The sequence below is a fragment of the Kitasatospora sp. MAP12-44 genome (genome assembly GCF_029892095.1).
Classification (GTDB): domain Bacteria; phylum Actinomycetota; class Actinomycetes; order Streptomycetales; family Streptomycetaceae; genus Kitasatospora.
This window is the reverse complement of the sequence record NZ_JARZAE010000004.1, coordinates 8,013,111-8,025,551: the sequence shown is the minus strand read 5'-3', so window position 1 is coordinate 8,025,551 and position 12,441 is coordinate 8,013,111. Positions and strand designations below refer to the sequence as shown.

12 protein-coding genes are annotated in these 12,441 nt (G+C 71.6%); 6 read left to right on the top strand and 6 right to left on the bottom strand.

Features of this window, described 5'->3' with window-relative positions; genetic code table 11:
* Window positions 1-34: 34 nt before the first annotated feature.
* Both P3T34_RS36135 and P3T34_RS36130 read left to right on the top strand, forming a co-directional pair.
* Window positions 35-730, top strand: coding sequence for an NAD(P)-binding domain-containing protein (locus P3T34_RS36135; protein ID WP_280670512.1), 696 nt, complete (start codon window positions 35-37; stop codon window positions 728-730).
* Window positions 731-807: 77 nt separating this feature from the next.
* Window positions 808-1,869 (top strand): sporulation protein, encoded by a 1,062-nt coding sequence (locus tag P3T34_RS36130; RefSeq protein WP_280670510.1) that lies wholly within the window; start codon window positions 808-810, stop codon window positions 1,867-1,869.
* On the opposite strand, the gene P3T34_RS36125 is transcribed toward P3T34_RS36130, so the two are convergent.
* On the bottom strand, window positions 1,767-2,867 hold the full coding sequence (locus tag P3T34_RS36125) for a bile acid:sodium symporter family protein (protein ID WP_280670508.1): 1,101 nt from the start codon (window positions 2,865-2,867) through the stop codon (window positions 1,767-1,769). The two genes, P3T34_RS36130 and P3T34_RS36125, sit on opposite strands and share 103 nt — an antisense overlap.
* Before the next feature lie 111 nt (window positions 2,868-2,978).
* On the opposite strand from P3T34_RS36125, the gene P3T34_RS36120 reads away from it, so the two are divergent.
* Complete coding sequence (locus P3T34_RS36120; protein WP_280670506.1) at window positions 2,979-3,827, top strand: LysR substrate-binding domain-containing protein; 849 nt, start codon at window positions 2,979-2,981, stop codon at window positions 3,825-3,827.
* A 38-nt stretch (window positions 3,828-3,865) separates the two neighbouring features.
* Entirely contained in the window at window positions 3,866-4,690 is an 825-nt protein-coding gene (locus P3T34_RS36115; protein ID WP_280670504.1) for a M55 family metallopeptidase, read from the top strand.
* Between the two features lie 51 nt (window positions 4,691-4,741).
* Here P3T34_RS36115 and P3T34_RS36110 read toward each other — a convergent pair whose 3' ends face one another.
* Genes P3T34_RS36110 through P3T34_RS36090 form a run of 5 tightly spaced genes read right to left on the bottom strand, consistent with a single transcriptional unit; the run spans window position 4,742 to window position 10,567 of the window.
* The gene (locus tag P3T34_RS36110) at window positions 4,742-5,521 is read right to left on the bottom strand and encodes a 3-oxoacyl-ACP reductase (protein ID WP_280670502.1); all 780 of its coding nucleotides are present in this window, start codon (window positions 5,519-5,521) and stop codon (window positions 4,742-4,744) included.
* Window positions 5,522-5,525: 4 nt separating this feature from the next.
* On the bottom strand, window positions 5,526-6,914 hold the full coding sequence (locus P3T34_RS36105; RefSeq protein ID WP_280670500.1) for an aldehyde dehydrogenase family protein: 1,389 nt from the start codon (window positions 6,912-6,914) through the stop codon (window positions 5,526-5,528).
* A 7-nt stretch (window positions 6,915-6,921) separates the two neighbouring features.
* On the bottom strand, window positions 6,922-7,653 hold the full coding sequence (locus tag P3T34_RS36100; protein WP_280670498.1) for a gamma-glutamyl-gamma-aminobutyrate hydrolase family protein: 732 nt from the start codon (window positions 7,651-7,653) through the stop codon (window positions 6,922-6,924).
* Entirely contained in the window at window positions 7,650-9,014 is a 1,365-nt protein-coding gene (locus tag P3T34_RS36095; protein ID WP_280670496.1) for a glutamine synthetase family protein, read from the bottom strand. Before P3T34_RS36095 ends, P3T34_RS36100 begins: the two co-directional genes overlap by 4 nt.
* Window positions 9,014-10,567 (bottom strand): amino acid permease, encoded by a 1,554-nt coding sequence (locus tag P3T34_RS36090; protein WP_280670494.1) that lies wholly within the window; start codon window positions 10,565-10,567, stop codon window positions 9,014-9,016. The genes P3T34_RS36095 and P3T34_RS36090 overlap by 1 nt, the downstream gene beginning before the upstream one ends.
* A 258-nt stretch (window positions 10,568-10,825) precedes the next feature.
* Here P3T34_RS36090 and P3T34_RS36085 point away from each other — a divergent pair, with 258 nt between their 5' ends.
* Both P3T34_RS36085 and P3T34_RS36080 read left to right on the top strand, forming a co-directional pair.
* On the top strand, window positions 10,826-11,581 hold the full coding sequence (locus P3T34_RS36085) for an FCD domain-containing protein (protein WP_280670492.1): 756 nt from the start codon (window positions 10,826-10,828) through the stop codon (window positions 11,579-11,581).
* A gap of 49 nt (window positions 11,582-11,630) precedes the next feature.
* Window positions 11,631-12,440 (top strand): methyltransferase domain-containing protein, encoded by an 810-nt coding sequence (locus P3T34_RS36080; RefSeq protein ID WP_280670490.1) that lies wholly within the window; start codon window positions 11,631-11,633, stop codon window positions 12,438-12,440.
* The last annotated feature ends 1 nt before the right edge of the window (window position 12,441 follow it).

Below are 12,441 nucleotides of genomic sequence, written 5' to 3'. Positions count from 1 at the left end.
GAATAGCAGTGGGCCGCTGGGAGCTGTCACCGGCATGGCTACTCTCGGACTCATCGGCAGCGGAAACATCGGCGGCACCCTGGCCCGGCTGGCGGTCGACGCCGGCCTCGACGTGGTGCTCAGCAACTCGCGCGGGCCGCAGACCCTCGCCGGCCTGGTGGCCGAACTCGGCCCGCGCGCCCGGGCGGCCACCCCGGCGGAGGCCGCCGAGGCCGGGGACTGGGTCGTCGTCACCGTCCCCTTGAAGAACTACCTGCAGATCCCGGCCGGCCCGCTCGCCAAGCGCACGGTGCTGGACACCAACAACTACTACCCGGAGCGCGACAGCAGCATCGCGCGGCTCGACGCGCAGGAGCTGACCAGCAGCGAGCTGCTGCAGGAGCACCTGGCCGACTCCTCGGTCGTCAAGGCCTTCAACAACATCTACTTCGGCCACCTGGCCTCGCTGGCCCGGCCCGCCGGCTCGGCCGACCGCACCGCCCTGCCGATCGCCGGCGACGACCCGGCGGCCAAGGAGCGGGCCCGCGCCCTGCTGGACGCGCTGGGCTTCGACGCCGTCGACGCCGGCTCACTGGCCGACAGCTGGCGCTTCGAACCGGGCGCCCCCGCGTACGGGCTCCCCTACGTGGCCGACCCCGGGCGCCCGTTCAACGAGGACCCGGGCAAGCCGGCCGACGCCGCAACCATCACAACAGCCCTCTCCGCCGCCAAACGCCCCCCGGCGGCATAAAGCTGCGGGTGGTGTACCCGGGCCCGCCCACCACGATGCGCCTCGGCCGGCCGGAGCCCCGAGACCCCGCTGACGCCGTGCGCGTCGCCACTTCGTTCTGGAGTTCTGTGGACCGCCGCGACTTCCTCACCGGATCCAGCTTCGCCGTCGCCGCGTTCGCCACCCCGGTGACCCGTTGGTTGGGGACGCCCGCCGATGAGAGCGCTGCCCGTCGCGGCAGCGTGCGCGTCGGCTCCGCCGACCTCGCCGAGCTGCGGGACGCCGCCGACGATGCGAGGCGGTGGGACTCGAAATACGGCGGGGGGAACTGGAAGGCCAACTCCGTCACCGCCTGCTTGCAGGAGCGGGCCGTGCCGCTGCTGAACGGCTCCTTCGGCGACGGCGTCGGCCGCGAGCTCTTCTCGGTGACCGCCGAGCTGTCCCGGCTGGCCGGTTGGACGGCCTTCGATGTCGGCCAACACGACGCCGCCCAACGCCACTTCATCCAGGCCCTCCGCCTCGCCCGGGCCGGCGGCGACGTCCAGCTCGGCTGCTATGTCTTAACGACCATGGCGATGCAGACCCTGTTGCGGGGTTTCGCCAGTGAGGCCATCGACATGACCCAGGGCGCTTTCCAGCGCGCCAAGGGTGAGGCAGCCCCCAGGGTCCTGGCGTTCACCAAGCTCATCGAGGCCCGCGCTCATGCCCGCGACGGAGACGCCAGGGCGGCCTCCGCCGCGCTCGCGGCCTCGGAGACCCTGCTCGGACAGGCCCGCGACGGCGCCGAGGAACCCGCCTGGATCGACTTCTACCAGCACGCCCGGCTCTCAGCCGACGCCGCCGAGATCTTCCGCGACCTGAAAAACCCCAAGGCCGCCCTCACGTGGAACGCGCAGGCCGCCGCCATGGCGCCCGGGGTGTTCACCCGCTCGGTCGGGATGCGACTGGCGATCGTGGGGACCGCCCACCTCCAGGACCGCGACCTCGACCACGGGCTCCAGCTCGGCCACCAGGCCGTCGACATCCTCAGCCGCGTCCAGTCCAGCCGGGCCCTGGACTACGTCCGCGAGTTCACCACCGCGCTCACTCCCTGGCGGCGCGAGGCGCGGGTCGCCGACTTCGTCCAGCGAACCCGCACGGAGCTGGGTGTGGCGGCCTGACCTGCCACCACTGGCTCGGTTCCCGGGGGCCGGCGGGCCCAGCGGCGGGCCAGGATGGCACAGACCATCAGTTGGAGCTGGTGGAAGAGCATCAGCGGCAGCACCAGCAGCCCGGCCGCGGGCCCGGGGAAGAGGACGGAGGCCATCGGAACGCCGGCGGCCAGGCTCTTCTTGGAGCCGCAGAAGACGATCGCGATCCGGTCCGCCCGATTGAAGCCCAGGCGGCGGCCGAGCGTCAGCGTCACCGTCAGGACCACGGTCAGCAGCACCGCCTCCACCAGGAAGAGCACGGCGAGCCGGGGCAGCGACAGCTGACCCCAGATCCCGCCGACCACGCCCGCGCCGAAGGCGCTGTAGACGACCAGCAGGACCGAACCGCGGTCCACCAGGCCGAGCAGCGCGCGGTGGCGTCCCATCCAGCCCACGAGTCGGCCGCGCAGCAGCTGGCCCGCCAGGAACGGCAGCAGCAGCTGCTCCGCGATCCCCAGCACCGCGCCCGCCGAGATGCCGCCCCGGGTGCTGAGCAGCGCCGCGGCGAGCAGCGGCGTGAGCACGATGCCGAAGAGGCTGGAGAAGGTCGCGCTGCAGACGGCCGCCGCCGTGTTGCCGCGCGCGATCGAGGTGAAGGCGATCGAGGACTGCACGGTGGAGGGCAGCAGGCACAGGAAGAGCAAGCCCTGGTACAGCTGCGGGGAGAGCAGCTCGGGGACGAGCGCCCGGCAGGCCAGCCCGAGCAGCGGGAAGAGCCCGAAGGTGACCGCCAGCACCGTGCCGTGCAGTCGCCACTGCTTGAGGCCCTGCACGGCCTCGCGGGTGGAGAGCCGGGCGCCGTAGAGGAAGAAGAGCAGCGCGACCGCGCCCTCGGCGGCGTCCGAGACCGCCGGCGCCGCGACCCCGCGCGCCGGGAGCAGCAGGGCCAGGCCCACGGTGGCGAGCAGCGCCGCGATGTACGGGTCGAACGGCAGGCGGCGCGGCAGGCTCGGGCGCGGTATGGGCATGGAGGGTCTCCGCAGGCAGGTCCGGGGGTGTGCTCCCAGCCTCGCCCCCCGTCGCGGTGATTGTGAATCCCGCTAGCCACACTTACTGCCATCACGAAATATGATGACCAGATGTTCGATCCGGTGCAGCTCAGATCCTTCCTGGCGGTCGCCCAGAGCGGCGGGTTCACCCGGGCCGCCCAGCGGCTGGGGCTGCAGCAGTCCACCGTCAGCCAGCACATCCGGCGCCTGGAGGCGGCTGCCGACCGTCGGCTCTTCGTCCGCGACACCCACTCCGTGGAGCTGACCGGCGAGGGCGAGGCGATGCTGGGATTCGCCCGCTCGATCCTGGCGGCGCACGAGCAGGCGCACGCCTACTTCGCACAGACGCAGGTGCAGGGACGGGTGCGGTTCGGGGCCTCCGAGGACTTCGTGCTCACCGAGCTGCCGCAGATCCTGCGCGGCTTCCGGCGCGACCACCCGCAGGTGGACCTCGAACTGACCGTGGGGCTGAGCGGCCTGCTGCACGAGCAGCTCGCCGACGGCCGCCTCGACCTGGTGCTCGGCAAGCGCGCCGCCGACGGCTCGGGCGGCCCGCTGGTGCGGCGCGACCAACTGGTCTGGATCGGCGCCGAGGACTTCCGCCTCGACCCTCGCCAGCCGGTGCCGCTGATCGTCTACCCGCCGCCCAGCATCTCCCGGGCGCGCGCCCTGGACGTCCTGGAGCGGGCCGGGCGCCCGTGGCGGATCGCCTGCACCAGCGGGAGCCTGAACGGCGTGCGGGCCGCCGCGCTGGCCGGGCTCGGCGTGGTGGCGCACGCCCGCAGCCTGCTCCCGCCCGGCCTGCGGGTGCTCCCCCGGCAGGCCGAACTGCCGGACCTCGGCAGCATCGAGTTCATCCTCAGCACCGGTCGTACGACGGCCCGTGAGCCGGTGCGGGCACTGGCCGACGCCGTCCTCGCGGCCGGCGACCGGCTCTGAGCCCGCCCACTGTCCCCGGATATCCAAGGAGAGCGCAGTTGAAGATCTTCATCTCGTCCGACATGGAGGGCACCGCCGGAGTGGTCGACTGGGAGCAGTGCCGGACCACCGGCCCGTCCTACGACTACTTCTGCGGGCTGCTGCAGGCGGAGGTGAACGCCGCGATCGAGGGTGCGCAGGCCGGCGGCGCCGACGCGTTCCTGGTCAACGACTCGCACGGGGCGATGGCCAACCTCCGTCCGGACGAGCTGGCGGGCCGGGCCCGCTACCTGTCCGGCCGGCACAAGCCGCTCTACATGATGCAGGGCCTGGACGCCTCGTTCGACGCGGTCTTCTTCGTCTCGTACCACGGCTCGATGGGCGGCGCCCCGTCCGTTCTGTCGCACACCTACAGTCCGCGGGCGATCGCCGAGGTCACGCTGAACGGCGTGCCGACCGGCGAGAGCGGGATCAACGCGCTGGTGGCGCTCGGGCACGGGGTGCCGGTGGTGCTGATCACCGGGGACGGGACCACCGCCGAGGAGGCCCGGCCGTTCTGCCCGGGCCTGCGGGCCGCGGTGGTCAAGACCTCGGTCTCCCGGCACGCCGCCGACAGCATGCACCCGCAGGAGGCCCGCGAGCTGATCAGGAGCACCGCCGAGCAGGCGGTGCGCGGGCTGGACCGGGCCGCGCCGCCCACCATCGAGCTCCCCGCCACGCTCGGCATCCGGCTGCGCAACGCCGACCTCGCCGAGACGGCCACCTGGATCAACGGCGTGGTCCGCGACGACGAGCTGACCGTGCACATCACCGACGACGACCCGATCCGGCTCTACCGCACCTTCGCCACCATGCTGCTGCTCACCCGCACGATCGCCGAGTGATCCCCGTGGTGGCGGCGGCCGGTGCGGCCGCCGCCACCAGGGTGGGGGCTGCTACTCCGGGGTGACGTACGCGCCGGAGATGCCGCCGTCCACCAGGAAGGTGTTGGCGGTCATGAAGGAGGAGTCGTCGCTGGCCAGGAAGGCCACCGCGGCGGCGATCTCGGACGGCTCGGCGAACCGGCCCAGCGGGATGTGGATCAGGCGGCGCGCGGCGCGCTCGGGGTCCTTGGCGAACAGCTCCTGCAGCAGCGGGGTGTTCACCGGCCCCGGGCAGAGCGCGTTGACCCGGATGCCCTCGCGGGCGAACTGCACGCCCAGCTCGCGCGACATCGCCAGCACGCCGCCCTTGGAGGCGCTGTAGGAGATCTGCGAGGTGGCCGCGCCCATCACCGCGACGAACGAGGCGGTGTTGATGATCGAGCCCTTGCCCTGGCGCTGCATGTGCGGGATGGCGTACTTGCAGCACAGGTAGACGCTGGTGAGGTTGACCTCCTGCACCCGGCGCCAGGCCTCCAGGCCGGTGGTGAGGATCGAGTCGTCCTCGGGCGGCGAGATGCCGGCGTTGTTGAAGGCGATGTCGACGCTGCCGAACTCGGTGACGGCCGCGGCGTACATCGCCCGCACCTGGTCCTCGTTGGTGACATCGGCCTGGATGAAGAGGCCGCCGACCTCCTCGGCGACGGCCTTGCCGCTGGTCTCGTCCAGGTCGACGCAGACCACGGAGGCACCCTCGGAGGCGAAGCGCAGCGCGGTGGCGCGGCCGATGCCGCTGCCGGCGCCGGTGATGACGGCCACGCGGCCGTCGAGGCGGGGGGAAAGGGGGTTGACCATGGTGCTACTCCTCCGTGGAGATGAAGACGTTCTTGGTTTCGGTGAAGGCGTCGAGGGCGTCGGGGCCCAGTTCGCGTCCCAGGCCGGACTGCTTGAATCCGCCAAAGGGGGTCGAATAGCGCACCGAGGAATGCGAGTTGACGGACAGGTTGCCCGCCTCCACGCCGCGCGCCACCCGCAGGGCCCGGCCCAGGTCCCTGGTCCAGATCGAGCCGGAGAGGCCGTACTCGGTGCTGTTGGCGATCCGTAGCGCGTCCTCCTCGTCCCGGAACGGGACGACGGCCACCACCGGTCCGAAGACCTCCTCGGTGAAGGCCGGCACATCGTGCGAGCCGGGCGCCAGCACGGTCGGCGGGAACCAGAAGCCAGGGCCCTCAGGAATGTTGCCACGCAGCACGACTGACGAGTCGTCAGGAACGAAACCGGCCACCCGAGCGCGGTGCGCGGCCGAGATCAGCGGGCCCATGTCGGTCTTCTCGTCGGTCGGATCGCCGACCCTGAAGCCCAGCACGGCGGGCTCCAAGAGCGCCATGAACTCGTCGAAGACCGACTGCTGCACCAGGATCCGCGAGCGCGCGCAGCAGTCCTGGCCCGCGTTGTCGAAGACCGCGCCTGGCGCGCTGGCCGCCGCCTTGGCGAGGTCGGCGTCCGCGAAGACGATGTTGGCGCTCTTGCCGCCGAGCTCCAGGGTGACCGGCTTCACCTGCTGCGCGCAGCCGGCCATGATCTGCTTGCCGACCGCGCCCGACCCGGTGAACACCACCTTGCGCACGTCCGGGTGGGTGACGAAGCGCTGTCCCACCACCGGGCCGTAGCCGGGCAGCACCTGGAACACGCCCGGCGGGATCCCGGCCTCCAGGGCCAGCTCGGCCAGCCGCAGCGCGGTCAGCGGGGTGAGCTCGGCGGGCTTGAGGACCACGGTGTTGCCGGCCGCCAGGGCCGGCGCCAGCGCCCAGGCCGCGATCGGCATCGGGAAGTTCCAGGGCACGATCACCCCGACCACGCCCAGCGGCTCCTGGAAGGTGAGGTCCACTCCCCCGGCGACCGGGATCTGCCGGCCGAAGAGCCGCTCGGGCGCCGCCGCGTAGTACTCGATGACGTCGCGGGCGTTGCCCGCCTCCCAGCGCGCGTTGCCCACGGTGTGCCCGGCGTTGGCCACTTCGAGCGCGGCCAGGTGCTCGCGCTCGCCGTCCACGGCGGCGGCGAAGGCCCGCAGCAGCCGGGCCCGGTCGGCGGGGGCCACCCGGCGCCAGGAGTCGAAGGCGGCCTTGGCGCGGGCGATCGCCGCGTCGGTCTCCTCCAGACCGGCCATCGTCACGACCTCGATCACCTGCTCGGTGGCCGGGTTGACCACCTCGTAGGAGGTCGGATCGGAGGTGCTCACTTGGGTCATCGTTGACTCACGTCTCCTTGGCTGCGGCAGACACTGCCGACTCTTGGACGAACGCTTCGAACAGCCGCAGGTCCGCGCTGTCCTGCTCCGGGTGCCACTGCACGCCGACGGCGAACCGGCGGTCGGGCAGCTCGATCGCCTCGACCGACTCGTCCGAGCTCCAGGCGGCGGGCAGCAGCCCGTCCCCGAGCCGGCCGACCGCCTGGTGGTGGTAGCACAGCACCTGCGCCGACGGGCCGAGGACGGCGGCCAGCCGACTGCTGGGCCGGATCCGCACGTTGCGTCCGGTGAACACCGCTGGGGCGGCCTGGTGGCTCTGGTCACCGAGCACGTCGGGCAGGTGCTGGACCAGCTCGCCGCCGAGTGCGACGTTCAGCAGCTGCATGCCGCGGCAGACGCCGAGCACCGGCAGGTCCCGCTCCAGCGCGCCGCGCAGCAGGTCGAACTCCCAGGCGTCCCGGGTGCCGTGCGGCGCGCCGGTGCGCGGGTGGGCGGCCGCGCCGTAGCGGGCGGGGTCGATGTCCGGGCCGCCGGCGAGCAGCAGCCCGTCGATCAGCCCGAGCACCTCGGCCGCGCCCACCGCCTGCGGGGGCAGCAGGACGGGGACGGCCCCGGCGCGCACCACCGCGTCCACATAGACCTGCGGGAGCAGGGCGGCCGGCTCCTGCCACACCGACCATGCGGCGGTGTCCAGGTAGCTGCTGATGCCGACCACCGGTCGGCGGGCCGCGGCGCTCACAGCCGCTCGAATCCGCGCCGGCGCTCCCAGTCCGTCACAGCGGACTCGAAGGCCGCGAGTTCCACCCGGCCGGCGTGGGTGTAGTGCTCGACCACGCCCTTGCCGAAGGCCTGCGCGGCCACCTCGCTGCCCGCGAAGGCGTCGATCGCCTCGCGCAGCGTGGCGGGCACCCGGGGGGCGTCGGAGGCGTACGCGTTTCCGGTGAACTCCGGTTCCAGCGCCAGGCCTTGCTCCACCCCGTGCAGGCCGGCCGCGATCAGCGCGGCGACCGCCAGGTAGGGGTTGACGTCACCGCCGGGGACCCGGTTCTCGAAACGCAGCGACTGGCCGTGGCCGACCACCCGCAGCGCGCAGGTGCGGTTGTCGCGGCCCCAGGCGACCGCGGTGGGCGCGAAGCTGCCCGGCACGTAGCGCTTGTAGGAGTTGACGGTGGGGGCGAGCAGCAGCGAGAACTCGGCCAGGCAGGCGAGTTGGCCGGCCAGGAAGTGCTCCATCACCGGCGAGAAGCCGAACTCGCCCTCGCCCGCCATCACCGGCGCGCCCGCGTCGTCGCGCAGGCTCAGGTGGATGTGGCAGGAGTTGCCCTCGCGCTCGTTGTACTTGGCCATGAAGGTCAGGCTCACCCCCTCCTGGGCGGCGATCTCCTTGGCACCGGTCTTGTAGACCGAGTGGTCGTCGCAGGTGACGAGCGCCTGGTCGTACTTGAAGGCGATCTCGTGCTGCCCGAGGTTGCACTCGCCCTTCGCCGACTCCACCGTCAGGCCCGCGCCGGCCATCTCGTTGCGCACCCGGCGCAGCAGCGGCTCCACCCGGGAGGTGCCCAGGATCGAGTAGTCCACGTTGTACTGGTTGACCGGGGTCAGCCTGTGGTAGTCCTTGTCCCAGGCCTGCTCGTAGCTGTCCTTGAAGACGATGAACTCCAACTCCGTGCCCACATAGGCGTTCCAGCCGTACGCGGCGAGCCGCTCCAGCTGGCGGCGCAGGATCTGCCGGGGCGAGACGGCCACGGGGGCGCCGTCGTGCGCGTACACGTCGCACTGGACCATCGCGGTGCCCGGGTGCCAGGGGACCAGGCGCAGGGTGGAGAAGTCGGGCCTCAGCACGAAGTCGCCGTAGCCGGTCTCCCAGGAGGAGATCTCGTAGCCGTCCACGGTGTTCATGTCGATGTCGACGGCCAGCAGGTAGCCGCAGCCCTCGGCGGCGTTGGCCACCGTGTCGGCGAGGAAGAAGTCGGCGGCCATCCGCTTGCCCTGCAGCCGCCCCTGCATGTCGGTCATCGCCAGGACGACCGTGTCGATGGTGCCGTCGGCGACCAGAGCGCGCAGCTCCTCCAGGGTCAGCCGGCCACGTCGGTGGCTCATCAGATCTCCAATTCGGTGTCGATGGCGGGGATTTCATCGGCCGCACCGTGGATCTTCGGCCCGGTGAACCAGTGACGGGCGGAGACCAGCCACCAGATGCCGGCGAACCCGAGGACCACCGCGACCGCGACCGGGGTGTAGTTGAAGTTGGTCGCCGTGATCGGGCTGAGCGTGGGGAGCATGAACAGGACGGTGATCAGCGCGGTCCAACCGACCGCGACCACGCCGATCGGCTTGCTCCAGCGTCCCAGGTTCCACGGCCCGGTCTGGAACCGATCGCCCTGCCGCAGCCGCAGCAACACCGGGATGGCGTAAGCGATGTAGAGGCCGATCACGGAGACCGAGGTGACCGCGGCGTAGGCCGTCGGGTTCCACAGGTCGGGCACGCCCAGCAGGAACGCACCGACCGCGGCGAACCAGACCGCGCTGGTCGGGGTCTGGGTGCGCGGGTTGATCCGGTGCCAGAAGCGCGATCCCGGCAGTGCGCCGTCCCGCGAGAAGGCGTAGATCATGCGGGAGTTGGCGGTGACCGAGGCCATCCCGCAGAAGAACTGGGCGCCGATCACGATCAGCAGCAGGAACTTGGCGCCGGTGTTGCCGACCGCGTCGATGAAGATCTGCGCGGGCGGTACGCCGGTGGCGCTGTTGAGCGCGCCGTCGTAGTTCTGGATCGCGAAGGTGATACCGAGCAGCAGGATCCAGCCGGCCACCAGGGAGACCACGATCGACATCACGATCCCGCGCGGCCCCGAGCGGGCCGCGTCCTTGGTCTCCTCGGTCATATGGGCCGAGGCGTCGTAGCCGGTGAGGGTGTACTGCGCCAGCAGCAGGCCCAGCATGGCGACGTAGAAGGTGTTGTGGAAGCCGGTGTTGTTGACGAACTTGGTGAAGACGAAGGAGGCCGACTCGTGGTGCGAGGGCACCAGGACCAGCACCCCGACGATCACCAGCACCCCGAAGAGGTGCCACCAGACGCTGACGTTGTTGAAGATCGCCACCAGCCGCACGCCGAGGGTGTTGAGCAGCCCGTGCAGCACCAGGATCACCGCGAAGATCTCCACGGTGTGCGCGGGAGTGGCCGCGAAGCCGAACTGCATCTCCAGGAAGGCGTTGGTGAAGAACCCGGCGCCGAAGTCGACACCGGCGGTCACCGCGACCTGGCCGAGGAAGTTGAACCAGCCGGTGAACCACGACCAGGCCGGACCGCGCGAGGGCGCCAACTTGGCCGCCCAGTAGTAGAGGCCGCCCGCGGTCGGGTAGGCGGAGCAGATCTCGGCCATCGCCAGGCCGACGGTGAGGGTCATCAGACCGACCAGCGGCCAGCCCCAGGTGATCATGGCCGGGCCGCCGGTGGCCATCCCGAAGCCGTAGAGGGTCAGGCAGCCGGAGAGGATCGAGACGATGGAGAAGGAGACCGCGAAGTTGGAGAAGCCCGACATCGAGCGGGCGAGTTCCTGGGTGTAGCCGAGTTCGTGCAGCCGCTGCTCGTCGGCGGTGAGAACCGCGGCCGGCGTGATCGTCTCGGCGCCGTTGGCCGAATGATCAGGAGACATGCGCACCTCCTAGGAAGTGGGGGTGGGATCCGGGTGCAGACGTGGGGGGTGGGATCCGAAGGTGCGACCACAGCCCTGTGGCGCGCTCTCCATTCGCTCAATGGACTAGGAACAGTCCATTGGCGTTTCCGGGTATGGTTCACCCCCCGCACACGCCGCGTCAAGAGGCCCGGGACAACGGAACCGAATCGAGTCACCACCCCGCGTTACCAGCTTGTTAACCGCCCAGGACAGATGCGAGCTGGGTACGATGCGGCCATGGGCGAGCCAGAGGGGCCGGACGAGCAGGACGCGCGGATAGATTGGCCAGGTGGGGCGATCTTCCGCCCTGTCCGCACGGGCAACGCCTTCGAGGAGACCATCGAGCGGATCCTCCAGGCGATCAAGCTCGGCATCTTCGCGCACGGTGACCGGCTCCCCGCCGAGCGGGATCTCGCCGTCCGGCTGAACGTCAGCAGGGTGACGCTGCGTGAGGCCCTGCGATCACTCCAGGAGGCAGGCTGCGTCGAGTCCAGACGCGGCCGCTACGGCGGCACCTTCGTCACCTACCGGCTGCCCGCCCCCAATCTCAGCGACCTGCGGCGCGCCGCCGAGGACCTCGGCGCGGAGCTGGAGGACGCGCTGACCTACCGCCTGGTGCTGGAGACCGGCGCCTCCGAGTGGGCCGCCAAACGCGAGTTGACGCCCGATCAGCAGGCCTACCTGGAACAGCGGTTGGCCGATCTGGAAGCGGCCCCGGCGGACGCCTACCGGCAGTGCGACTCGCGCTTCCACCTGGCGATCGGCGAACTGACCGGCTCCAACTCGCTGGCCGCCGGCATCGCCGAGACCCGGATGCGGCTCAACGACCTGCTCAACGCCATCCCGATGATCGACCGCAACATCGAGAACGCCTCGCACCAGCACCAGGCGATCGTCCGGGCGATCCTGACCAAGGACGCCGAGGCCGCCCGGCGGGCGACCGAGGAGCACCTGGAGGCCACCGCCGCCCTGCTGCGCGGGTTCCTGGGCTGAGCGCGTCCAGCGGCTGAGCGCGTCCAGCGACTGCTGGCATGATCGAGGCATGGCACCCGATGACCGCTACCTCCTGGACAACCGGCAGACCGAGGCCGGGACGCGTTTCGACGCGCTCGCCGAGCTGTTCGACCCCTCGACCTTCCGCCACCTCGACGCGCTGGGCATCGGCCCGGGCTGGCGGGTCTGGGAGGTCGGCGCGGGCGGACCCTCGGTGCCGAGCGGGCTGGCCCAACGGGTCGGCCCCACCGGCCAGGTGCTGGCCACCGACCTCGACACCTCCTGGCTGGACCGCGAGGCACTGGGCCCGCCCGTCGAGGCGCTCCGGCACGACGTCGGCAAGGACCCGGCCCCCGGCGAGGGCTTCGACCTGGTGCACGCCCGCCTCGTCCTGGTGCATGTAGCCGATCGCGAGCAGGCCCTGCGGACGATGGTCCAGGCGCTGCGCCCCGGCGGCCTGCTGCTCCTGGAGGACGCCGACCCGGCGCTCCAACCGCTGCTCTGCCCCGACGAGTTCGGCCCCGAGCAGGAGCTGGGCAACCGGCTGCGCCGCGGCTTTCGCGAGCTGCTGGCCGAACGCGGCGCCGACCTCGGCTACGGGCGCAAGCTGCCGCGCCTGCTGCGCGAGGCCGGGCTGGTGGACGTCTCGGCGGACGCGTTCTTCCCGATCACCTCGCCCGCCTGCGCGGTGCTGGAGGCGGCCACCGTGCGCCAGGTCAGCGCCTCGTTGCTGGCCCGCGGCCTGGCCACCGAGGAGGAACTCGCCCGCCACCTGGCCGCCGTGGAGTCCGGCCGCCTGGACCTGGCCACCTCCCCGATGATCTCCTGCTGGGGCCGCCGTCCGGCTGAGGGAGAATAGC

Bases quoted from the DNA above. Each gene is read 5' to 3' on its own strand.
- P3T34_RS36080 (WP_280670490.1), top strand. From the start codon at position 11,631: ATGGCACCCGATGACCGCTACCTCCTGGACAACCGGCAGACCGAGGCC.
- P3T34_RS36095 (WP_280670496.1), bottom strand. From the start codon at position 9,014: ATGAGCCACCGACGTGGCCGGCTGACCCTGGAGGAGCTGCGCGCTCTG.
- P3T34_RS36135 (WP_280670512.1), top strand. From the start codon at position 35: ATGGCTACTCTCGGACTCATCGGCAGCGGAAACATCGGCGGCACCCTG.
- P3T34_RS36125 (WP_280670508.1), bottom strand. From the start codon at position 2,867: ATGCCCATACCGCGCCCGAGCCTGCCGCGCCGCCTGCCGTTCGACCCG.
- P3T34_RS36110 (WP_280670502.1), bottom strand. From the start codon at position 5,521: ATGGTCAACCCCCTTTCCCCCCGCCTCGACGGCCGCGTGGCCGTCATC.
- P3T34_RS36090 (WP_280670494.1), bottom strand. From the start codon at position 10,567: ATGTCTCCTGATCATTCGGCCAACGGCGCCGAGACGATCACGCCGGCC.
- P3T34_RS36085 (WP_280670492.1), top strand. From the start codon at position 10,826: ATGGGCGAGCCAGAGGGGCCGGACGAGCAGGACGCGCGGATAGATTGG.
- P3T34_RS36120 (WP_280670506.1), top strand. From the start codon at position 2,979: ATGTTCGATCCGGTGCAGCTCAGATCCTTCCTGGCGGTCGCCCAGAGC.
- P3T34_RS36105 (WP_280670500.1), bottom strand. From the start codon at position 6,914: ATGACCCAAGTGAGCACCTCCGATCCGACCTCCTACGAGGTGGTCAAC.